Annotated in this window: 19 protein-coding genes, 1 tRNA gene and 2 pseudogenes; 10 read left to right on the forward strand and 12 right to left on the reverse strand. The window is 34.8% G+C overall.

Annotated elements, in window-relative coordinates; translation table 11 throughout:
- Positions 1-58: 58 nt before the first annotated feature.
- The 5 genes from OOK89_RS02860 to OOK89_RS02880 all read right to left on the reverse strand — a co-directional run bounded on the left by OOK89_RS02860 (position 59) and on the right by OOK89_RS02880 (position 5,133).
- Complete coding sequence (locus OOK89_RS02860; protein ID WP_264719267.1) at positions 59-1,165, reverse strand: D-alanyl-D-alanine carboxypeptidase family protein; 1,107 nt, start codon at positions 1,163-1,165, stop codon at positions 59-61.
- 832 nt (positions 1,166-1,997) lie between these two features.
- Positions 1,998-2,756 carry a cell division protein FtsQ/DivIB gene (locus OOK89_RS02865; RefSeq protein ID WP_015588843.1) on the reverse strand — a complete coding sequence of 253 codons (759 nt, stop codon included), beginning with the start codon at positions 2,754-2,756 and terminating at the stop codon, positions 1,998-2,000.
- Positions 2,737-3,690 carry a D-alanine--D-alanine ligase gene (locus OOK89_RS02870; protein WP_264719268.1) on the reverse strand — a complete coding sequence of 318 codons (954 nt, stop codon included), beginning with the start codon at positions 3,688-3,690 and terminating at the stop codon, positions 2,737-2,739. Before OOK89_RS02870 ends, OOK89_RS02865 begins: the two co-directional genes overlap by 20 nt.
- 89 nt (positions 3,691-3,779) lie before the next feature.
- The gene (locus OOK89_RS02875; protein ID WP_264719269.1) at positions 3,780-4,565 is read right to left on the reverse strand and encodes a hypothetical protein; all 786 of its coding nucleotides are present in this window, start codon (positions 4,563-4,565) and stop codon (positions 3,780-3,782) included.
- Positions 4,566-4,758: 193 nt separating this feature from the next.
- Positions 4,759-5,133, reverse strand: a complete 375-nt coding sequence (locus OOK89_RS02880; RefSeq protein ID WP_141456813.1) for a ferredoxin family protein — start codon at positions 5,131-5,133, stop codon at positions 4,759-4,761.
- A 61-nt stretch (positions 5,134-5,194) separates the two neighbouring features.
- Between OOK89_RS02880 and dprA the strand changes: the two genes are divergently transcribed.
- Positions 5,195-6,283, forward strand: a complete 1,089-nt coding sequence (dprA, locus tag OOK89_RS02885) for a DNA-processing protein DprA (RefSeq protein WP_264719270.1) — start codon at positions 5,195-5,197, stop codon at positions 6,281-6,283.
- A gap of 213 nt (positions 6,284-6,496) precedes the next feature.
- On the opposite strand, the gene OOK89_RS02890 is transcribed toward dprA, so the two are convergent.
- On the reverse strand, positions 6,497-7,225 hold the full coding sequence (locus OOK89_RS02890; protein ID WP_015588848.1) for a triosephosphate isomerase: 729 nt from the start codon (positions 7,223-7,225) through the stop codon (positions 6,497-6,499).
- A gap of 24 nt (positions 7,226-7,249) precedes the next feature.
- Positions 7,250-7,322, reverse strand: a tRNA-Thr gene (locus tag OOK89_RS02895).
- A gap of 78 nt (positions 7,323-7,400) precedes the next feature.
- Here OOK89_RS02895 and rsmA point away from each other — a divergent pair.
- The 3 genes and pseudogenes from rsmA to OOK89_RS06610 all read left to right on the forward strand — a co-directional run bounded on the left by rsmA (position 7,401) and on the right by OOK89_RS06610 (position 10,789).
- Positions 7,401-8,219: a 16S rRNA (adenine(1518)-N(6)/adenine(1519)-N(6))-dimethyltransferase RsmA gene (gene rsmA / locus OOK89_RS02900; RefSeq protein WP_264719271.1), complete on the forward strand. Its 819-nt coding sequence runs from the start codon at positions 7,401-7,403 to the stop codon at positions 8,217-8,219.
- Positions 8,220-8,250: 31 nt separating this feature from the next.
- A complete protein-coding gene (guaB, locus tag OOK89_RS02905) occupies positions 8,251-9,744 on the forward strand; it encodes an IMP dehydrogenase (protein ID WP_264719272.1) in 1,494 nt (497 codons plus the stop codon).
- A gap of 63 nt (positions 9,745-9,807) precedes the next feature.
- Positions 9,808-10,789, forward strand: a pseudogene (locus tag OOK89_RS06610) (IS3 family transposase).
- 46 nt (positions 10,790-10,835) lie between these two features.
- On the opposite strand, the gene OOK89_RS02920 reads toward OOK89_RS06610, so the two are convergent.
- Positions 10,836-11,117, reverse strand: a complete 282-nt coding sequence (locus tag OOK89_RS02920; protein ID WP_237357365.1) for a hypothetical protein — start codon at positions 11,115-11,117, stop codon at positions 10,836-10,838.
- Here OOK89_RS02920 and secD point away from each other — a divergent pair.
- On the forward strand, positions 11,017-12,462 hold the full coding sequence (secD, locus tag OOK89_RS02925; protein WP_458694374.1) for a protein translocase subunit SecD: 1,446 nt from the start codon (positions 11,017-11,019) through the stop codon (positions 12,460-12,462). The two genes, OOK89_RS02920 and secD, sit on opposite strands and share 101 nt — an antisense overlap.
- Here secD and OOK89_RS02930 read toward each other — a convergent pair.
- Positions 12,459-13,244 carry an enoyl-ACP reductase FabI gene (locus OOK89_RS02930; protein ID WP_006280349.1) on the reverse strand — a complete coding sequence of 262 codons (786 nt, stop codon included), beginning with the start codon at positions 13,242-13,244 and terminating at the stop codon, positions 12,459-12,461. The genes secD and OOK89_RS02930 overlap by 4 nt on opposite strands.
- Before the next feature lie 233 nt (positions 13,245-13,477).
- Here OOK89_RS02930 and OOK89_RS02935 point away from each other — a divergent pair, with 233 nt between their 5' ends.
- The 3 genes and pseudogenes from OOK89_RS02935 (at position 13,478) to OOK89_RS06615 (ending at position 16,776) form a co-directional block, all read left to right on the forward strand.
- Entirely contained in the window at positions 13,478-14,293 is an 816-nt protein-coding gene (locus OOK89_RS02935) for a hypothetical protein (protein WP_264719275.1), read from the forward strand.
- Positions 14,294-14,355: 62 nt separating this feature from the next.
- Complete coding sequence (locus tag OOK89_RS02940; protein ID WP_264719276.1) at positions 14,356-15,528, forward strand: porin; 1,173 nt, start codon at positions 14,356-14,358, stop codon at positions 15,526-15,528.
- Between the two features lie 170 nt (positions 15,529-15,698).
- Positions 15,699-16,776, forward strand: a pseudogene (locus OOK89_RS06615) (IS3 family transposase).
- A gap of 48 nt (positions 16,777-16,824) precedes the next feature.
- Here the strand turns inward: OOK89_RS06615 and OOK89_RS02965 are convergent.
- A complete protein-coding gene (locus OOK89_RS02965; RefSeq protein ID WP_264719277.1) occupies positions 16,825-18,228 on the reverse strand; it encodes an NAD(P)H-dependent flavin oxidoreductase in 1,404 nt (467 codons plus the stop codon).
- A gap of 144 nt (positions 18,229-18,372) precedes the next feature.
- Between OOK89_RS02965 and OOK89_RS02970 the strand changes: the two genes are divergently transcribed.
- Positions 18,373-18,516, forward strand: a complete 144-nt coding sequence (locus OOK89_RS02970) for a hypothetical protein (protein WP_179947529.1) — start codon at positions 18,373-18,375, stop codon at positions 18,514-18,516.
- A gap of 61 nt (positions 18,517-18,577) precedes the next feature.
- Here the strand turns inward: OOK89_RS02970 and coaE are convergent, their stop codons facing one another.
- Complete coding sequence (gene coaE, locus OOK89_RS02975; RefSeq protein ID WP_151808066.1) at positions 18,578-19,165, reverse strand: dephospho-CoA kinase; 588 nt, start codon at positions 19,163-19,165, stop codon at positions 18,578-18,580.
- A gap of 342 nt (positions 19,166-19,507) precedes the next feature.
- Positions 19,508-20,686: a ribonuclease D gene (locus tag OOK89_RS02980; protein ID WP_264719306.1), complete on the reverse strand. Its 1,179-nt coding sequence runs from the start codon at positions 20,684-20,686 to the stop codon at positions 19,508-19,510.
- Between the two features lie 133 nt (positions 20,687-20,819).
- Here OOK89_RS02980 and OOK89_RS02985 point away from each other — a divergent pair, with 133 nt between their 5' ends.
- Positions 20,820-21,218: a hypothetical protein gene (locus OOK89_RS02985; RefSeq protein ID WP_007548550.1), complete on the forward strand. Its 399-nt coding sequence runs from the start codon at positions 20,820-20,822 to the stop codon at positions 21,216-21,218.
- Positions 21,219-22,047: the final 829 nt, after the last annotated feature.

Here is a 22,047-nt window from a genome sequence, read left to right on the forward strand (position 1 = left end):
GTTAAAACTACACTAAAGTGCAATAGATCTCTCTTTCGGAATTGCTTTAATATCAAACTTAAAACAACATCCTAAAAAACTTTTCTACGAAATTCAATTCCTGCACGTCATTTGCTGCATAAAGTGGTGTAGTTTGTTGCTCAATACCTGGTATTTCTACAAAAACTTTGCCCACTTCTTGACCTTTTTTAATGGGTGCAGGTATCATATCTTTATATTCAATACGCACCTTAATTTGGTCATGCAATTTGCGGTTGTAAGTTATGGTAACATCGTTTGCAACTGTAATAGGCACTTTTTTATCTTTTCCATAGAGAACATTTACTTCCTCAACTACGCTATCCTTAGCGAATATTTTCTTGGTGTTAAAATGATTTAAGGAGTATTGTATCAGTCTTTTTGCTTCTTCTATTCGCTCTTTCTCAGTGTTTAAGCCATTTACGACAGCAAAAATTCTCCTATCATTTCGTTTTGCAGATGCTACAATGCCGTAACCACCAGCATTTGTATAACCGGTTTTTAAACCGTCAACCCCAATATCGTGAAAAAGTAGAAGATTTTTATTCTTTTGTACAATTTCATTATATGTCAAATATTGTTCAGAAAATAAATCATAATATTCAGGAAAATCGGTGAAAATCCTTTTTGCCAGCATTACCAAGTCTTTTGCGTTCATAAAATGATCTTCATCTGGCCACCCGCTTGAGTTGACAAAATGACTGTCATTCAGATTCAAATTTTGTGCAACTTCATTCATTTCAGCCACAAAATTCTCTTCTGATCCTGCAATGCCCTCGGCTAGTGTTATGCAGGCATCATTGCCTGAGACTATTGTAATTCCTTCAAGTAATTCCCTTACTGTAACGGATTGACCTTCTTTCAAAAACATAGAAGAGCCTTTTCTTTCCCACGCTTTTCTACTTACTCGAAATTTATCCTCCATGTGTATTATTCCAGCTTTTAGATAATCGAAGGCTACATATAAAGTCATTAACTTGCTCATTGAAGATGGGGCCATTTTTTCATCGGAATTATGGTCAAAAATGAACGAGTCTGAAGCTAAATCTAAGACTACTGCTTGCTTTGCTTTGGTTCTAAACTGGTATGAGTATGAAGAAAAAGGAAGTATAAAAACTAATAGCAAAATTACCAATCTGCTTAACATATCTATAATTTTAAATTTATAGTGTACTAATTAATAGTATAATTTTACAGGGGCATTTCAATAGATCTCTTGCATAAAAATTCCTTGACAAACTCCGCCAGCCCCCTTATCATGAAACTGAAGCTATTTATTTATCTTCTCTGTACAGATTAAATGACAAAAAAACTCACGTATCTGGCGTCTCATGTTTAATTTTTTGCACTATGTGCACCTTATGTCTTTATAAAATTCTAGGTTTTTACCTAATATAAGCTAAAATGCGCTTATAAAGCATTTAAAACATAAAAAAACGCCAACTTAAAAAATGGATAGTGAATAACTAGCTACCCTAGGGTTTCTTTTGCCTTTTTTTCTGTTTAGTAAATTTCTTAAACATTTATGACTAAAGGTTAGTTGCATTAAAAAGTAGCTAAATCGCGGTTATTAAGTGTTTAGAATAAAAAAACGCCATACTTGAAAGTATAATGTAAGTAATTAGCCAACCACGGGGCTTCTTTTGCCTTTTTTTTCGTTTGGTAAATTTCTTAAATATTTATAGCTAAACGACAACCGTCATCCCGCTACGTGTTAGCGGGATCTCTTGTTAGCGGCTGAGATACCGCGAATGAATCGCGATATGACGGTTCGTGACGGTATGACGGTTCGCGGTGACATGACGATAACCTCGTCATCCCGCTACTTGTTAGCGGGATCTATGTTAAGGTATGGCGGTTAAATAAGGGATCTATGTTAAGAGATACCGCGAATGAATCGCGGTATGACGGTTCGCGGCGGGATTCCAGTGTCTGGGCACTGGGATGACAGGAAAAGGGGCTACTTGGATTACAGCAGATCACCTCTTCACAAAAATTTTATCAGTAATACGCATATCAATAATACTCCAATCGCTGAAAGTAAAATCAGTTGTATTGTGTAAGTGGTTTAAATAGTCCCATGCACTATAAGGGTTATCTTCAGGCAGTTTTACTGTGGAATCGTTATCAAGTATGATATTCCATCTTCTATTCCCTATATAAGCAAAAGAAGAAATGTGGTCTCTTAATTGAGTTTTACTCTCCAACACATCTCTAACAAATTCTAGGTTTGATAACGAGTTTTGTCCTTTAATTACAACAAGATCATCTACTAGATAGTCATCTACGATCACTTTACCTTCAAAATCAATTACCGAGGTTTTGTTATTATCTTTCCAGAGAGCAAACGGTTTATGCTCATCTATATTAATGTGTAGAGTATTGGGCAAAATTCTGTGAACTCTTACGTGTTTTATCCACCTGCTTACGGATTGTATGTTACCGGCAAGTTTTGAAAGTGATATATACAGGATAGGTTGCGTTCTATCTGTCAAACTTAGAATATCCTTTTTGTTTGTAAATTTATTGCCGCTCACGACTACTTCGTCGATTGAAAATCCACTACTGAGTAATAAACTAGATAGGCAGTCATTATACCAAGTAAAGTAGTAATTAAATCGATTTATTATTTTATCAAGTGAGCTGTAAAGTATTAGCGTAAGAAAAAGTGCTGTGATAATAACCAAGGCACACTTACGCAAAAAACTCCTTTGGCTTCTAGTAATACTGCTCAACATGACTTAAATCCCTAATATTTTTGTGCTGCAAACTATCTTCAATAATAATTTTAACTAATTCATTAAAATTGATTCCTTTTGCCAATTTTGCAATTTCTGGCACTAACGATAACTCAGTAAACCCAGGATGTGTATTAATCTCAAGCATTTTTAAAGTGTTATTTTTGGGATTATAACGGAAATCTGAGCGGGAAATAGTTTTGCATCCTAAAAATTGATGAACTTTCAGTGCGTGTTCCAAGGTCATTTTATATATATTGTTAGGAATTTCAGCAGGAAATATATGTTCTGCAAATCCATCTGTATACTTTGCTTCATAATCATAGAATTTATTTTTTGGTCGTACTTCTATAGTGCCAATTGCTTCATCCAGCAATACAGCAGTATGTAACTCTATGCCCGGTATGTATTCTTCTACGATCATCTTTTCCATTATAGTAGAACTGTTATCTTTCAGTTCTAAGTAATCCTCGTGCGAGAAAATTATGTACACTCCAATACTTGAACCTTCATTAATTGGTTTTAAGACGTACGGATAATCGATTTTAATATTATTTTTTAGTACATCTTCTCGGCTAATTACATAACCTTTTGGAGTGTCGATATTAAGGGATCGAAATATATGCTTTGACATCACTTTATTTATAGCAACGGCAGAAGCCATAACTCCTGAGTGTGTATATTTTATACCTAAGATTTCCAATAAACCTTGAATGCAGCCATCTTCACCATAAGGTCCATGCAGAGCGATAAAAGCAAGGCCCGAATTAATTTTTCTAAGCTTTTCAGCAATGTTGCTGTCAACATCTATTTCTATTGCATTATATGAAAGGCTATCGAGCGCCTTCTTTACTGCTTTTCCGCTCATAAGCGATATTTCTCTCTCACAAGAAAACCCACCACTTAAAATTGCTATAGTTGGAACCATAAGCATTCTATGTTTTACTATATAGCATATATAATGGTTACATTAAGCTTATTAAATACCTACTTTGGCTAACTATAAGACCTTCTTACTTTCCTTTAAGCACTTTTTTTATCCACTTCAAATAGCGTGCTCGGCAACGGTACTGGCGTGTTTGCTGCACCTTTATACTGTTCACAGACAAGCTTTTCTAAATCCTCAGCAGATTGTTCTTTTGCTTCTTCTTTTTTCACTACTCCACTAGTTACTAAATCAATTAAGGCTGTAGTGTGTATTATCATTCGATTATTTAGCTCAAATATCTTTTTTGTATCAAGTGAGGGGTTTCTAATTAAGGCAGATAGTGCATGCATATATTTGTCTATATCAGAAAGACTTTTGCTTGTATCATAGTTGCTAACTAATATATATTCCTTCAAACGCTCAATTTCTTCTGGAGTAAACTTGTAAACTTCATCAAGTTTCCTTATTAAAGATATAGTAAGTATTCTACTTAGAACTCTTAATTCTCTAATAAATTGTATTCCTTCTCCTTCAGGATAAGACATTTCTTCTTTTTTATATTTCTTAAATAATTCTTGATCATAAGACTTTCTGAAATCTGACATCATTGCTAATGCTAACTCTTGTGAACCTAGCTTAAAAACTTCGTTGAAGCTGCTTGCGTTGGCATCTTGTGCACCGCCTGCAGTAATTCCACAACTATAAGAAATCTTTTCAGATAAGCTATGATACTCTTTTATCATCTCTTTCAGCAATATTTTAATATCATCTTCGGTTAACTCTACTGTTGATAATAGATCACATGTTTTTTCAAGATCACCATTCACTTGAAAAAGTAACCCTTCAATCTTTTTAATGGTTTCTCTTTTATTTATACTCACAACTTACCCCCAAGATTTAATGCTAACAGCTAGTTTTATAATCAAATATTTCAAAAGTCAATAAGCCTTTTTCCTTAATCCTTAAATTAATCGATACTAATTTATCAGCATAACAACTTAGATAACGCAACTATTTTCAGCAACCAAAAACAATAACCCTGAAATACAAAAAGTTTCTTTTCCTTCAGCAGTATTATTCTAAATTTTCCTCAAAATAAGTTGTTTTATCCTTTTTTTCCTTATACTCTTCTGCTGTATAGAGAGGTTGCTTCTTAGCTGTGATATTTGGCCATTTTTGTGAATATTCTACGTTTATGTTGTAAAATGACTTGAAGATTTTTTGTTCACTGTTCAGTAACTCTTCATCTAGTTCTAAAATATCTTTTATGGAATCATCAGTTACAATTGCATCCACCGGACACTCAGGTATGCACACTCCGCAATCAATACATTCATCTGGGTTAATCACGAGCATGTTTTTACCTTCATAGAAGCAGTCGACGGGACATACTTCCACACAGTCCGTATATTTACATTTTATGCATTTATCTGTAACAAAATGCGTCATAAAACACTGTATATTTGCATTATCTTGGGTACACTAAATTGATAAGAAATTCAAGTCTTTTATGAAGATAAATAAATTGAACAACAAAGAATTAGAAGTATGGTTAAGCTTGGCTAGAACTATAGGACCAATAAAGTTTTTTAGTATACTAAGAACATATGGATCGCTAGATGAGGTGCTAAAATATCTCAATAGGGTGGCTAATAATAAGGTGTATGGCATTCAAGATGCACGAGAAGAAATCAATAATGCAGAAAGAATTGGAGCTAAAATTATACCCGCATGTGACCCAGATTACCCTGATCTTTTAAGAAATATCTCTAGTTGTCCTCCTGTAATAACTGCGCTTGGTGATATATCATTATTAAGCCGTGAGATAATTGCAATAATCGGTGGGCGTAACTCTTCAATGAATGGAAGAAATTTTGCCAATAAGTTGGCACTTGATTTAAGCGAAGCTGGTTTTGTTATTGTTTCTGGACTTGCAAAAGGAATCGATACTGCAGCAAACAGTGTAATATACAAAAATCATCCCACTATTGCTGTTACAGCAAGCGGAATTGATGTGGTGTATCCAAAAGAGAATTTTGATCTATACAAAAAAATCACTGGGAACGGTGGGTTAGTAATTACTGAGCTTCCATTTGCTACTAAACCAAAGCCTCAATATTTTCCTCAGAGGAATCGAATTATATCTGGTCTATCGCTGGGTGTTGCAGTGATTGAAGCATCGAAACGTTCTGGCTCTCTAATAACAGCAGATTTTGCTTTAAATCAAGGGAGAGAGGTATTTGCAGTTTCTGGTTTTCCTTTAGATTCACGCTGTAGTGGTAGTAATTATTTAATTAAAAACGGTGCTAAGCTTATCGAATCCGCTGATGACATAATAGAGAGTATTAGGTTTAGTTTACCTCCGCAGCAAAAAAACCTATTTGATGTTGAGCACCATTTTGTTAACCAAAAACAAGAAAAATTACAACAGGCAAAATCTGTTATAGTTGATCATATTAACTCTGTACCTGTTGATATAGATGAACTTATATTAGCAAGCGGACTTTCTACCAACATAGCTCTAATGGCTCTTTTAGAACTAGAGTTGGAAAACAAAATAGAGCGTTCACCGGGGAATAAAATATCGTTAATTTTCTAGATTACTTTAGCTATACTAGATGTTCGTACAGATATAGCTAAAGTGGCTTAGGTTTACCTACAATTTGAAAAACAACAAATTCGTCATTCCGCTACTCGTTAGCGGAATCTATGCTGAGATACCGCGAATGAATCGCGGTATGACGTAGGGAAATCTTTCTTGGGTTAGCTATATATGCTTGACACTGAAATGATGTCATTTGTCATAGGATTCTTAGTTGCTGATTTTAGAATTGATAAGAGAAAACTTTTTTTCAACTTGTTGTATAATTTTATAAAAGTGATCGAAATCTAAGCTTGCACTGCCAATTAAAACTCCTGATAAATTTGAAATACTGAGCAAATTTTCTATATTTTCTGAACTGACTGAACCACCATATATAATGTGTTTTTTACTAGTACACAATTTTATTACCTCTATCACCTTAGCAATTGCATCATTATTTGGCACATGACCTGTGCCTATTGCCCATATTGGCTCATATGCTACGGTATATTCACCGTGTGTTGGCAAACGGTTTTTGCATTGATATTCTATTACTTCTTTTGTTTTTTCATTCTTATAATCTTCTGAATTTTCACCCACACAGATAATTGGGTGTAAGCCTGATTCTATTGCTATTTCCGACTTAAGTTTTATTTCACTATCTTTTTCATTAGCCCTTTCAGAATGCCCAAGTATTACGTAAGTACACCCTAGTTCTTTTAACATTTCTGCGCTAATTTCACCTGTGTAAGAACCGAACTTTTTATGATGGCAATTCTGTGCTCCTATATTAATATTATTGTTCAACTCTATACTGCTTGGAAATGACGTAAAAGGAGGGCAAATTACTAATTTAGAGGTAATTTCGTTGCTCTTGTTGTTAAGTTTGCCTATAAAGTCAACAAATGAAGAACGCATTCCATTCATTTTCCAATTTGCTACTATTAAAAAGGACATCAACTTTACTTATATGGGCGAGAGTGCCGGCTGTCGGACTTGAACTGACAACCTACTGATTACAAGTCAGTTGCTCTACCAATTGAGCTAAGCCGGCGTTAAACACATTAATAATATACAATTATCAATGGATTTTAGTCAACTGATTTTTAAAATACTGTATAATGAAAATAATATGAGAAAATTTTTACTGAAGCCAAAAAAGAGTCTAGGGCAAAATTTTATTTTATCGAGTGAGATAACAAAAAAAATCGTCGCTTTAGCTGGTAGTCTGGAAAATTTTAATGTCATTGAAATTGGTCCTGGATATGGTGCATTAACAAGAGAAATATTGGTGCATAATCCAAAGTCTCTACTTTCTATAGAAAAAGATAGAGATTTAGTAAAACACCATGATCAACTGCTAAATGAGCATCAAGGAAAGTATAAAATTATAGAAGCAGATGCACTGCACGTTATAGAAGAAGAGCTGATAGAACGTCCAGTTAAAGTTATTGCTAACTTGCCTTACAATATCTCGGTAGTGTTATTTTTAAAGTGGTTAAATAATATAAAATTTTTTACGAACTTGACATTAATGTTTCAAAAAGAGGTAGCAGATCGCATTACGGCAAGACCCAATTCTAAAGATTATGGTTCCTTATCAGTGCTAAGCCAATTACTATGCGATATAAAAAAGGAATTTGATATTGAACCTAAAGAGTTTTTTCCAAGACCAAAAATACATTCTTCAGTAATTACAGTAAATCCTTTGCCTACCCCAAAATTTGCAGTAAATTTGGAAACCTTAACAAGATTAATACGTGCCGTTTTTGCTCAAAGAAGAAAGATGCTGAGAAATAGCTTGCAAAATATAACGAACCACACTGAAACTGTCCTTGAAAACGCTAAATTGAGTGGAAACGAACGTCCAGAAAACTTAACTATTGAGCAGTTTTGTTTGCTGGCAAATAATGTAGAATGCTTATTTTGCAAAAGCCCTATTGCAATTTAATTAATTGGCGTATAAGCTTTAAATAAAGCCTATGAAAAAAATGGAAGCTTGTTATTCGTTTGACGATATACTTCTTTTGCCAGCCTATTCTAATATATTGCCTTGCGATGCAGATACAAAAACTTATTTAACAAATAATATAGAACTAAATATCCCTCTCATATCCTCTGCAATGGATACTGTTACTGAATCGGGCTTTGCAATAGCTATTGCCCAACATGGAGGGATAGGTTGCATACATAAGAATTTATCAATAGATGAACAAGTTTTAGAAGTAAGAAGGGTGAAAAAATATGAAAGTTGGATCGTGTATAACCCAATTACGATTTCACCGGATAAAACAGTTGCGGAAGCAATTTCATTAATGAGAGAGCACAATTATTCTGGCATTCCTGTAGTCGATCAACGCAAGTTAGTTGGAATTTTAACTAACCGAGATGTGAGATTTATTGAAGACCAGAACATGAATGTAAAAGTTTCCGAAGTGATGACAAAAGATAAGTTAGTGACAGTGCGGGAGCAGGGAGTGAATAGTGCCTCAGCAATGAAATTGTTGCATGAAAATAGAATAGAAAAGCTTTTGGTCGTAGATGAAAATTCTTGTTGTATAGGTTTAATTACGGTTAAAGACATTGAAAAATACAATAGATATCCAAATTCATGTAAAGACAGTAAAGGACGGCTCAGAGTTGCCGCTGCAATTGGCACTGGTAAAAAAGATGGTATAGAAAGATGTGAAGCTTTGATCGGAGAAGAAGTTGATGTAGTTGTTGTGGATACTGCTCACGGTCATTCCGAAAACGTTATCAATACCATTAGGGAAATAAAAAAGATGTATCCTAATACGCAATTAATTGGCGGAAACATCGCAACAAAGGAGGCTGCTGAAGTGTTGATTGATGCGGGTGTTGATGCAGTGAAGGTTGGAATAGGACCAGGATCAATCTGTACAACCAGAATAGTTACAGGCGTTGGTGTGCCACAATTCTCTGCAATCAAGAATGTTGCAGAGGTGTGTAGAGCAAGAAACGTAAGACTAATTGCTGATGGTGGGGTAAAATACTCAGGAGATGTTGCAAAAGCTATTGCAGCTGGTGCTGACTCTGTGATGATTGGTTCGATTTTTGCTGGCACTGACGAAAGCCCAGGTGAGATTATTATGTATAAGGGCAGAGCATATAAAGGCTATCGAGGAATGGGATCTATTAGTGCAATGAAACGAGGTTCAGCTAGCCGTTATTTTCAAGATAAAGATTCAAAACTCAAATTAGTTCCACAAGGAGTGGAAGGAAGAGTTCCATTCAAAGGTCCAGCTTCAGGAGTAATCCATCAATTGATTGGCGGATTGCAAGCTGCAATGGGGTATACTGGTAATAGGAATATAGAAGAGATGAAAAAAAATTGTAAATTTGTTACTATTACTGCATCAGGATTAAGAGAGAGTCACGCTCATGATATAGTCATTACACAAGAAGCTCCAAATTATGCTTATCAAACGTCCAATTTGTCAACCGATTCGGAGTAGTCCAGAAAAAGTAGAGAGAAAGTTAAAACGTTTTTGGAGTAAAATAAAACGTTTTTTCAAAATATGACAAATAGAAGAGAATATACAGCAGAATTCAAATTAGAAGCTGTTAAGCTGGTTAAAGAAACAGGTCAAGCAAGTACAAAAATAGCAAAAGATCTAGGTATAGATGGCAGTATGTTAAGTAAGAAAATATGATGGAAAAATGTCTGGAGCATACGCATTTCCAGGCAAAGGCTCCTTATGACAAAGAAAGATTTGATCTAAAAAAAGAGCTAATAAGAGAAAGAGACATCTTAAAAAAAGCCCTGGGCAAAGAAAAAGAGTAAAGTATTCTTTTATATAGAAATTGCTATAAAACACAGGAACTATGTAGGGTTTTGTACTGGTGGTATTGGTTGCTAAGGAAAAAAGCAGTAAAGAATTAGCAAAAGAAGGGCTTCTAGCAGATATTCAAAAAATACATCAAGCATTCTAAATGCAGATATGGAGCCCCTAAAATTCACGCTGAATTAAAAGCTTTAGGCAAAAATTAAAACAGTACAAAGTGTTATGCAAGAAAATGGCATTAAAACCAAGCTTAGACGAAGGTTCAAAAATAAAAAACAGCAAATAAGCAACCGAGTTGTGGCTCCGAACACATTGGATCAAAATTTTACTACTGATCAGCCAAATAAAGTTTGGGATTACCTACATAAAAACTAAAGAAGGTTGTTGGCGGCAATAATTGACCTATATTCACGCATGGTGGTTAATGAGTAACATGATAATTAGTTATAGATTCTTTATTGATGGCCGTTGATAAACGCAAACCCGATAAAAATCTGCTGTTACATAGCGATCAAGGGTCACAGTATACCTCTCAAAATTACCAATTTCTATTGAATACAAAAAACATCATTTCCAGCATGAGCCATAAGGGCTGTTGTTACGATAACTCTGTTGCAGAAAAGTTCACTTAAAAGGGAGCTGCTTATTGATACTTCTCGCTCAACAAACCAGAACTGCCATATTTGAATACATAGAAATCTTTTATAACAAATAACGTAGACATTCTACTATTAACTATTGCATTCCTGCACAATTTATTCTCATGATAAAAACGTCTTAACTTTCTCTCTACTTTTTCTGGGTAAGGTCAAATAGAGAATTTTACAAAAATCTATTTTTAACTTACAATCAATTATTACAATTTTAAACCTACAACTTATGTACAACAGACTTATAATCAAATCTTTTTCAGTATTATGCATCTGTTTACTTGCTTTATACATAACACTGCCAAATTTCTTTGATAATAAGCTTTTTATTTCGAAAAAAAGAATAAACTTAGGCCTTGACCTGAAAGGAGGGGCATCTTTGCTTTTAAACATAGACTTAGACTTCTATTTTAAGGAAAAGCTAAGCATGCTAGCTAACGAAATAAAAGAGACATTGCTAACAAAAAATATTGAATCTAACGTACAAAATAGCGTTGTAACTTTAAATAATATTGATGATTATAAAAAAGCATCTATGTTGATTAATGCGATAAATCCAAATTTAGAGCTAAATAGAAAAGATTCTTCAATTCTCATTTCGTATAAACCCCATTATAAAAATTCTTTGATCAGTGAAGTAGTTGCAGAATCAATAAACAATGTCCAGCGCCGTTTGGATAAACTTGGCACAAAGGAAGTCAGCGTTCAAAAACAAGGGCAGAATAAAATATTAGTGCAGGTGCCTGGAGTAGAAGACACCAAGCAGATAAAATCTCTGCTTGGCAAAACTGCTAAGCTAGCTTTTCATTTGGCAAACACTAACATAGCCAAGGTGCAGGATATAGATTACGAAACTACTGTCATGCTCAAGGATTCTTTAGGTAATTCTTATCCAATATTCCGCAAGACTGAAATAGGTGGCGATTCGCTGGTTAACGCATCAGTTAGATTCGGCAATTTAGGTAAACCGACAGTGCATTTTAAATTTGACAGCATAGCGAGTAAAAGATTCGCGAAAATCACTAAAGAAAATGTGGGAAAACCTTTTGCAATTGTTCTGGATAACACAGTTTTAACAGTACCTACAATACGTGAGCCAATTTTAAATGGAGAGGGAGAAATTAGCGGTAATTTCACTGAAAAACAAGCAAGCGAACTTGCAATACTTTTAAAATCTGGAGCACTGCCAGCACCACTTAAAATAATTGAAGAAAAAAACATTGGCCCAAGTCTTGGAGAAGAATCAATAAAGGCAGGGGAAATGGCAGCAACAATCTCTATTATAGCCGTGGCTTTATTTATAATCATCACTTACGGCAAATTAGGTGTATTGGCCTCTGTTGCACTTTTTTCTAATGTAGTTCTTATATTATCAATTCTCACTCTGCTTGAAGCAACTCTAACTTTACCTGGAATTGCCGGTATTGCACTTACTGTTGGTATGGCGGTGGATGCAAATGTTTTAATATTTGAGCGAATTCGTGAGGAAATCAAATCTGGCAAGAGAGTGGAACGTGCTATTGAAGAAGGGTTTAAAAACGCTATAAAGACAATACTGGATTCAAATATCACTACATTAATTGCTGCAGGAATAATGTTCATTATTGGCAGTGGAGCAATAAGAGGCTTTTCTGTCACTCTATCAATAGGAATTTTATGTTCGATGTTTTCTGCAATCACAGTCACAAAACTCCTGATAGAGTTGTGTATGAACCCGAAGGAACTAGTGCTTTGTTAGTCAACTACCTTCATTCCCACAACGTTATATCCTGAATCAACGTGCAAAATTTCTCCAGTAGTGCCACTACTTAAGTCGCTTAATAAGTATAACGCTGCCTTGCCAACATCCTCTATTGTAACATTGCGTCTGAGCGGAGAATTATTTCTATTCCATTCTGATATGGAGTGAAAATCGCTTATTCCAGAAGATGCTAAAGTTCTGATTGGACCAGCGGAAATTGCATTTACTCTGATATTTTGTGGCCCGAGATCACATGCTATATATTTTACACTTGCTTCAAGTGCCGCTTTACATAAACCCATAACGTTATAATTTGGCATAACTTTTTCAGCGCCATAATAAGATAAAGTAAGTAAACTACCACCATTTGACATCATTTTTTCAGCCCTTTGCGCTAAAGCAGTAAAAGAATAGCACGATATATGCATTGCATTGAGGAAGTTATCCAGTGAAGTATTGACATATTTACCATCTAACTCATTTTTATCGGAGAATGCTATTGCATGCACCAAAAAGTCAAGAGTACCCCATTTTTTCTCTATTATTTCGAAAGCGTTATCTATGATTTTTTCATTTGAAACGTCGCAGTGTAATATTAGCTCCACATTTAGTTCATCTGCTATTGGTGATAGTTTTTCTTTTATTATTTCATTCTGGTAGGTGATTGCAAGTTCTGCTCCGTGCTCTGAGAGAGTTTTTGCTATACCGTATGCTATTGATCTCTTATTTATTATTCCGGTTATTAATCCCTTTTTGCCTTGTAATAGACTTGTCGTCATAGAACTATCTGTTTTTTTATAATTTGGAATATTAACTAGGTAAAGTCAAGATATCACTATGTTTTAAAATATTTTTTGCAGTAACTTGAAGTCTATAAACAGTAATCTTGATTCTTCTACAACAAAGCCATCCCATATGACATTTTACCTATACCCAATCAAGCATATTAATAAGTAAGTAAATCTTAATATAATCTTATTATACTTATAAATACGCTGTATAGAATGAAAGTATGGATGATTTCATAACTGCAAGAAGAAAAGATGATGCTGTGGTATCTGTTTGTCAGGATAATAAGAAAAAAAACGTGTTAATTTTAGGGCTCAATCAAGCCGCAAGGAATTTGTTAAAATACGAGGAAGGGAATTTACTTAATAAGCCGTTAATCAATATTTTAAGTGCAAGAGCAGCTGACGACATGAAGAATTATTTAGAGTATACCGAAAATGGGCACGATTTACTTGATATATTACCTAAAGTGATAGATTTTTCCTTAACTGATGCTAAAGGAGAAGATATCAGGACAAAAGTAAAAGTTTTCCGCACTGCACAATTTGCCAGTAATAAAATAAATTATGAGCTATTAATACGTGATATCAGTTTGTCCCATAAACTAGGAATCTTTAGAGATAAATATCTAATGGGTAAAAAATATAAAAACCATGACTTATTCGATATACCGGGCAATGAGTCCACTATTCTAGAGTTATACGTTATATTAAATTTTGCCTTTCAACATCAAATTAATGCAGCTATAGGAGTGATTGGCTTAAATAGTAGCTGTAGTGAGACAAATAATGCACTGAAAGTTGTCATAGAACATTTTTATAAAAATTGCCGTAGTGATGATTTTCTAGGGTATATTGATGAGAATAAAGTGCTTTTTGTTTTGATTAACTGCGATGTAAAAAGTACATCTAAAATAATTAATCGTATACATTCTGCCATTAATAAGCAGTTATTAAAGCGAAAATTACCAAGTGTATCAATAATTTATGGGAATATAGCTCAAAAACAGGCAGCAAAATCTACCAGCGGTGCCTTCTGAAAAGTTGTTTTTTATTTATATTGAGTTTAAACTTAAATTTTTATAAAGATTTAAGTTTATTTATGAAGTTAAAGTACTACCTGGTAGCACTGCTTTCATCATTGTTTTTGCAGAATAGTGCTAGCTCTAAAACAATTTTGGATAAGGAAATATTTTATGCAGAACTAGACGGAAAAATAGATTTGAGATTCGGCTACGCCTTCAACAGAGATTTTTTCAATGCTAAGCCTAAGGATAAAACTTCAAGTTATTCATACTTGCGCTTTCTTTATTTACAGCAAGTTTATCCAAATACTCAAATGGGGGTTAATGTTAAGGCAGGGGTTTCTGGTATTGCAAACCTAAAAGCGTTAGACATAGAAAAGTTAGACATGGAGGAATGGTATTTTATCATAAAAAACCAGGAACTTGGATCAATTGAATATGGTAAAAGAAGTTTAGTTGGTCAGAGCATGTTAATTAACACTTCAAAAATTTATGCAGCTGCTGGAGGAGTAAATGGTCATTGGACAAACTATGCAAATTTGCGCGGTGATCATAAAAAGGATGGTGACCCTGGATATGATCAAGACAAGGTGTTCTGGGTCAAGCCCAATATTTATAGCGATTATAATGAACTCGAACTAGGGTTAAAACAATCATCAATTAACTACATCTCCCCTGAAATCTATAACTTTCAACTCGGATTCAGTTATGTTCCAGGAAAAAATAACTTACAGTACAGCAATTTAATTGCTGCTGGCCTTTCCTATAAAAACAGCTTGTCAGATGATATAGGTTTTACTACTGCCTTAACTGGTGAATTTGCAAGGGAAAATTTTAATGACTGTACAAATAAAAATCCTAGCGATCTTCAGTGTCATAATCAATTACTACACTGGAATTTTGGTTTGAAGCTAAAATTGTTCGATCTTGATTGCATTTTTTCGTATGGTAATGGTGGTAAATCTGGTGAGAAGCGTAATCCTGAAACAAATAATACGTATTATATGAATGCAGGTATCGCTTACCGTTCTGATTCTTACAAATCGAGCTTAACATATTTTAGTAGTGGTAGGGATATTGCAGGCGAAGGTACAAACGAGTTAACATCATATGCTTTAAGTCTTGAAAATTCTCTTTTTTTAGGTACTTCATACTATTTCGATATTGTAAAATTTAGTACCAAAGAACCTAAAATAGAAAATAACAACTCTGGTTATGTGTTCTTGGCTGGACTGAAATTAAGTTTTTAATATTGCCTCCTTCCAACACTCTTTTCTGTCATCCAAGGTAACCGTTCACAGATTTCCACTTAATTTTTCAATCTCACTCATGGAGAGGCCAGTAAACTGACCTTACCCAGAAAAAGTGGAGAGAAAGAAAAGAGTTTTTTCGGGTAAAATAAAATTTTGGAGGATTAGAAATGGCAAGAGAATATACGGCAGAATTCAAATTGGAAGCTGTTAAGCTGGCAAATGAACAAAGAAAGGTAGGTCAACCAGTTGCAAAAGTAGCAAGAGATCTAGGAATAAGGGATAGTGTATTAGGAAAATGGATGAAGAAATATAACGAAAAAAAGTCAGCGGCAAATGCATTTCCAGATGTAGCACCTTATGACAAAGAGAGGTTTGATTTACAAAGCAAGAGTAACAAGGGAAAGAGACATTTAAAAAAAAGCCCTGGCCAGTCAAAAAGAGTAAAATATTTTTTTATATAGTAACTGCTATAAAGTACAGGAATTATGTAGGATTTTCTGCTAGTGGCTACTATAAGTGGACCACAAGAAAAATAAGCAGTAGAGAATCAGCAAATAAAGAGTTATTAGCAGATATTCAAAAAATATATCAAGCTTCTAAATGTAGATATGGAGCTCCTAAAATTCATGCTGAATTGAAGGCTTTGGGTAAAAGTTGCAATTTGAAAACGGTGCAAAGTATTATGCAGAAAAATGACATCAGGGCTATACTGAGAAGAAAGTTTAAAATTAAAAAACAACAAACAGATAATAGAGCTGTAGCTCCCAATATACTAGATCAAAACTTTATTGTTGATCAACCAAATAAAGTATGGGATTACTTACATCAAAACCAAGGAGGGATGGCTATATTTGGCAGCAATAATTCTCACGTATGGTAGTTAATGAGTAGTGCAATAAATAAACAATTGGTTATGAACTCTTTATTAATGGCCATTAATAGGCGTAAACCTGTTAAAAATCTACTGCTGCACAGTGACCAAGGTTCACAATATACTGCGCAAGGGTATCAATATCTCTTAGCTGTAAAGAATATAGATGAGTAATAAAGGCTGTTGTTACGACAATTCTGTTGCAGAAAGCTTCTTTAGCTCATTGAAAAGAGAAATACTTATTGATACTTCACAACACTCTGCTCAACAAACTAGAACTGCAATATTTGAATACATAGAAATTTTTTATAACAAACAACGTCACTATTAACTATTGCATTCCAGAACAATTTGATGCATCATTCTTTTTGTAAAAAACATTCCAAACTTTCTCTCCACTTTTTCTGGGTAAGGTCACTGACTCAATACCCAGTCAATATCCTTTCCACCAGTTCTTTTACTGCCGGTACGTAGCCATTCTCATAAAATGGATCTTGCTTAAATTTGTACACATTGTGCCCGGAAAACATGAGTTCGTTCTCAATATCACCATCGTGTATAACGTTTTGCAGTGTTTTTTGTATGCAAAAACTACGCGGATCTGGCTTTCGTCCTGTTGAATGGTCACCATGATCTTTCCAATTGCTAAACAAACAATGACTTAAGCATCCCATACAATTGATTTGATCTTGTCTTATCTCTGCAAACCTGCCTGGCGTCACAAAAATAACAGTTGTATCTGGAGTTTTCATTGCTTCTGTGTACCCTGCTTTAGTCCATGTATTTGCCAGCTCTTTGTCTTTTGCAGTAAGGTAGATCTTCCTACCTCTGCTACCCATTGCAAATTCACTATTGAATTCCTCGCTGGCATTTTCTGAAAAATTTACTTGATGTAATTTTCGTTCCTGTAACTCACGTATAAAATTATTCCTCACCGCAGATGAATAAAACCCTGTTGGACTGAATTTATTTAAAAATACATCACCTTCTTCTAAAGTGAGTAGCTTCTTTTTCCACTCTGCAGAAATTGGGCTTTCTTTCGTCAAAAGTGGACGAGTGCCAAACTGAAAAGCTATTGGTCCAATTTGCAGATTGTCAAACCAATGTTCCCAATCTTTCAAATGCCACACTCCTCCTGCCATAACAATTGGTGTTTCTGAAAGACCGATCTCGTTCATGAAAGATCTAAGCTCTGCAACTCTTTCAAATGGAGCCTGTGGTAGCTCTGGGTCTTCACTGTTACTGAGTCCATTGTGCCCTCCAGCAAGCCATGGATCTTCATACACTACTCCACCAAGCAAATAGGAAGATATTCTTTGGTAAGTACGCTTCCATAATGCTTTAAAAGCACGCACCGATGAGATAATAGGGTAATAATAAACCTGATATTTAGCTGCAATTTCTCCAAGCCTATAAGGCATACCAGCACCGCAGGTAATACCATGAATCAAACCTTTCGCTCCTTCTAATATGCCATGAAGCACGCGTTCTGCTGCTCCCATCTCCCAAAGTACATTCATATGTACTCTTCCATGACCTTTTGATATTTCATTTGCTATTCTTGCCTGACTAATTCCAGCTTTAATACTATATTCAATCAATTCGCTGTGTTTTTCATTTCTTGTTCTGCCTTTGTAAATCAGCGGCACCAACTCGCCGTTATCATCAATAAGCTTAGCATTTGCACCAGAAAACGTACCCACAGCATCTGCTGCAGCAAATGCTCCGCTTGATCTCCCATCACTAACTGCAATGCCTTTACCACCTTCGATGATTGGCCACACTTCCTTTCCTGAAATTACTATCTTTTTTATCTTATTTTTCAAAACTTCCTCGCAATCTTTCACTCTATTTTACTTAATTACTAAAAAAATGATAGCTGTTTATTTTTTCTTGTATCATTAAAGCTTCTGTAGCTACTCATGCTGTTGTAGTTTGAGAGCAGTTCCCATCGGAAGGGTGTCATTCCAGTGCTTGACACTGGAATCCAGTTTTTGATCAAAAATGTTGCTATAGTGCACAATCAATTTTCCTGGATCCCAGTGTCTGGGCACTGGGATGACACCATAGGGGGCTACTTGGATGACAGGGGAGGGAGGCTGCTGGGATCCTGACAACCGTCATCCCGCTGCTTGTTAGCGGGATCTAGAGATACCGCGGCGGTATGACGTAGAGCTACGTGTTTAGGTTTAATGAATCCACTATATCTTTTACTTGAGAAAAAACATACTCTTTGCTTACACTGGTATCGATAATAAAGTCACTCATCTTCCTTTTCTCCTCAATAGATAACTGAACATCGGAGATTAGATTAAGCTTTTCTTTATCTATGTTGCGTTCGTTAAGTCTTTGAGCTTGCACAACGCTATCTGCATGAACAAAAACAATAAGGTCGCAATATAAATAAAATTTTGTTTCTAATAGAAGTGGCACATCTAAAACTAAAAGTTTTCTATCGATCTTTTTTTCCTTGGCAATAAAAAATTCTAATTCACGCAGCACAGCAGAGTGAACCAAAGATTGAAATTGTTTCCAATTTTCATCGTAGGCTAAGAAATATTTAGACAGTACTGTTCTATCTATTTCACCATTTACTACCACTCCAGGAAAATTTTTCTCTGCATAACTTATTATGCTTTTATCCACTTTATAAAGTTGGTGTACAACAGAATCAGCATCAAATACAACAGCACCAAACTCTTGAAAGCAATTAGCTACAAAGCTCTTTCCTACCCCAATTCCGCCTGTTAGACCTATAATCATATAACAAAAACACATTAGACTTCTTTTGAAACTATAGCTAAGGTTTCTCTATATATATTAACTAGATTTTCTAGATCCCAGTGTCAAGCACATAACTATACGAACATTGCAATTTGTAGGTGGTGTCATTCCAGTCTGGAATCCAGCTTTTATGTTGTATAGTGCACAATCAATTTTCCTGGATCGAAGTAGTCTGGGCTACTTGGATGACACCCTACTTAACCGTCATACCGCCGCGGTATCTCTTAGCCGCTAACACGTAGCAACTGTTCTCCCTTGTCATACCGTCACTTGGCCGCTAACACGTAGCGGGATGACGATTGTCGATAAATCTAAGTTACTTTAGCAACAGTTATTCTCCACTAAATTACTCTGAATTTTGGTTATATTATTTGCGGATTTCACTGCTGAAATCTCAAATTTTGAGCTTGTGTTCAAAAATGATTCAACTGACCTGCCAAAAAAATCATATCTCCATCCCTTGAATAATTTATCTGTCTGTCCAGATATTGACCCGGTTAACTCATCTTTTGAAGAAACTAATTTCCTTGATATGTTACTTTCTTTACATTTACTATCTAAAATAATTGAGAGTATATCAAGTACAGATTTGTCATAATTACTCGATAAGGTGTTGTTTTGCTGCATCCAATTTCTCTCATTTTCATTAAAAATATTCACAAACTCTAGTAAATCTGCATCTTTTATATTTTTTGCATTCCTCTTGAGATCATCTAAAATTTCATCAACATGCTCTATATTTTTTTCAATAAAATCAGCTATTACAGCATTATTGATTATTTTATTACGGTTCATATTATAGCGCTGTGCTAAGGTTTCTTGCCACTCACTAACTGCTTTAACAGTTAGTATCAATCTTGGATTTACTTCATAATTAAATTTAATCCTCTTCCATGCATCTTTTGGGCTATGTAAATACTTATTTATATCAACTATTGATTCCATCTCTTCTTGAAACCAACCCATCCTATTATTTTCTTCAAGTTTATTGCACAATATTTGGTATAGGTCATATAGGTGTACCACGTCGTTTACTGCATAATCTAACTGATCTTCGGACAACGGACGCCTTAACCAATCTGAATTTTTAGCTTTAATTTTATCCAGTGCTATTCCTTGATATTGCTCCACTACTTTTGAGTAACCAATAAAGTCATGATAATAATGACAAAACATAGCAGCAACTTGGGTATCAAAAATGGGAGTGGGAATACATTTAAACACAGTGAGTAAGGATTCTATATCCTGCCGGCAGCTATGAAACACTTTGGTTATCCCCTGATTTAGCATTATTTTCTTAATGAATGATAAATCAATTTCTGGCACTAGTGCGTCTACAATAAAACTCTTCTCTCCGTAAGAAATTTGAATTAACGATAATTTTGGGTAGTAGATTAAATTATTTCTAATGAACTCCGTGTCAACTGCTATAAATTTTGGCTTTTTTGCTATCAACCCCTCACATATGTCCTCCAGCTCCGACGTTGTATTAATTAACATATGTTTTTTATTCAGTGGTTCTATTTTACTACTTATATTAAATTTTGCAATTAGAGTCACTACGAAATTAGTAATGGAGCTTGCTAGTTACTTATAATATTATAAAGTGTTTGTTATGTAGTGGTGAAGTGTTATGGTAGATTTTATAGACCTTTTTCAAGGAAGTAAAGATTTTACGATGTGCATGCACAACGGTTCAGGGGATGCAATATATAATCGATGTATATCTGCTGTAAGAATGGACCCGCCATGTATGCATGGTGAATCTATTCAAGGTTTGTTTGAAAGTTCGTTTGAACAAGGTGTTGTGACTGTTAGAGTGAACTTAGACTTAGAAACTTTAAATGTAGTGGTATATAAATCTCCTCCAACTTCTGATAAGCTTGACGCATTTTCACTAGCATATCAAATAGACAGATATCACATAGATGAGAATACTATAGTTTTTGATGAGAAAGTAAATACAATAAAATTTGATATATCAAATCCTTTAAAACATAAATTTATTACATTTGAGATTTTTAAAAGATAAATTATAATTCTGGTTCATTTATAAAAGGCTAGACTTAACGTGCCAGGCAGGAATTAACTGAAAGAAAAATTGAAGTAGCAAGAATTGATCTAGTTTGATATTACTAATATAGTAAATCTCTGGATATATAATAAGAACTAGATTCCAGCGTCACGCGCTGGAATGACAGGGCTATAGGTATCATCCAAGTAGCCTCTTTCTTGTCATCCCAGTGTCCTGACACTGGTTTCCATCCAAAAGGGTGTCATTCCAGTCTGGAATCCAGATTGGACACTGAATTGGTGAGTGTAAAATTCTACGTCATACCGCCGCGGCGCTAACAAGAGATCCCGCTAACAAGCAGCGGGATGACGGTTGTCAGGCTAGCTGTCATCCGAGTAGCCTCCTTTTTTTGTCATCCCAGTGCCCAGACACTGGGATGACACCCTACTAGCGGAAGTTACTCTCAAATGTTTGTTCATGTTAGCCACAAACATTAAGAAATTTACCAAATGAAAAAAAAGGCAAAAGAAGCCCTGGGGTTATTATCCGCTTTAAAATATTGGCGTTTTTTATGTTTTAAACGCTTGACAAGCAAGATTAAGCTGCTTTTAATTGCAACTAACTTACGCTGCAAATGTTTAAGAAATTTACTAAGCAGAAAAAAAGACAAAGAATCCCCGAGTTAGCTAGTCTTTTACTATCTCTGTCGAGTATTGGCATTTTTTGATGTCTTGTAACGCTTTATAAGCGCGTTCAGCTTATTTAGATAAAAATCTAGATGTAGATGAAGTTTTGTAAAGACATACAGTATCTATATACTGCAAAAAATTGAACATAAGACGCCGAT

It is taken from the genome of Wolbachia endosymbiont (group A) of Lasioglossum morio (assembly GCF_947250585.1).
In the GTDB taxonomy this organism is placed as follows: domain Bacteria; phylum Pseudomonadota; class Alphaproteobacteria; order Rickettsiales; family Anaplasmataceae; genus Wolbachia; species Wolbachia pipientis.

Bases quoted from the DNA above. Each gene is read 5' to 3' on its own strand.
- coaE (WP_151808066.1), bottom strand. From the start codon at position 19,165: ATGATTATAGGTCTAACAGGCGGAATTGGGGTAGGAAAGAGCTTTGTA.
- OOK89_RS02930 (WP_006280349.1), bottom strand. From the start codon at position 13,244: ATGACGACAAGTCTATTACAAGGCAAAAAGGGATTAATAACCGGAATA.
- OOK89_RS02980 (WP_264719306.1), bottom strand. From the start codon at position 20,686: ATGTTAATTAATACAACGTCGGAGCTGGAGGACATATGTGAGGGGTTG.
- dprA (WP_264719270.1), top strand. From the start codon at position 5,195: ATGAAGATAAATAAATTGAACAACAAAGAATTAGAAGTATGGTTAAGC.
- OOK89_RS02935 (WP_264719275.1), top strand. From the start codon at position 13,478: ATGGATGATTTCATAACTGCAAGAAGAAAAGATGATGCTGTGGTATCT.
- OOK89_RS02985 (WP_007548550.1), top strand. From the start codon at position 20,820: ATGGTAGATTTTATAGACCTTTTTCAAGGAAGTAAAGATTTTACGATG.
- OOK89_RS02865 (WP_015588843.1), bottom strand. From the start codon at position 2,756: ATGTTGAGCAGTATTACTAGAAGCCAAAGGAGTTTTTTGCGTAAGTGT.
- OOK89_RS02860 (WP_264719267.1), bottom strand. From the start codon at position 1,165: ATGTTAAGCAGATTGGTAATTTTGCTATTAGTTTTTATACTTCCTTTT.
- OOK89_RS02880 (WP_141456813.1), bottom strand. From the start codon at position 5,133: ATGACGCATTTTGTTACAGATAAATGCATAAAATGTAAATATACGGAC.
- rsmA (WP_264719271.1), top strand. From the start codon at position 7,401: ATGAGAAAATTTTTACTGAAGCCAAAAAAGAGTCTAGGGCAAAATTTT.
- OOK89_RS02870 (WP_264719268.1), bottom strand. From the start codon at position 3,690: ATGCTTATGGTTCCAACTATAGCAATTTTAAGTGGTGGGTTTTCTTGT.
- OOK89_RS02920 (WP_237357365.1), bottom strand. From the start codon at position 11,117: ATGTTTAAAAGCAAAGATGCCCCTCCTTTCAGGTCAAGGCCTAAGTTT.
- OOK89_RS02940 (WP_264719276.1), top strand. From the start codon at position 14,356: ATGAAGTTAAAGTACTACCTGGTAGCACTGCTTTCATCATTGTTTTTG.
- OOK89_RS02890 (WP_015588848.1), bottom strand. From the start codon at position 7,225: ATGTCCTTTTTAATAGTAGCAAATTGGAAAATGAATGGAATGCGTTCT.
- guaB (WP_264719272.1), top strand. From the start codon at position 8,251: ATGAAAAAAATGGAAGCTTGTTATTCGTTTGACGATATACTTCTTTTG.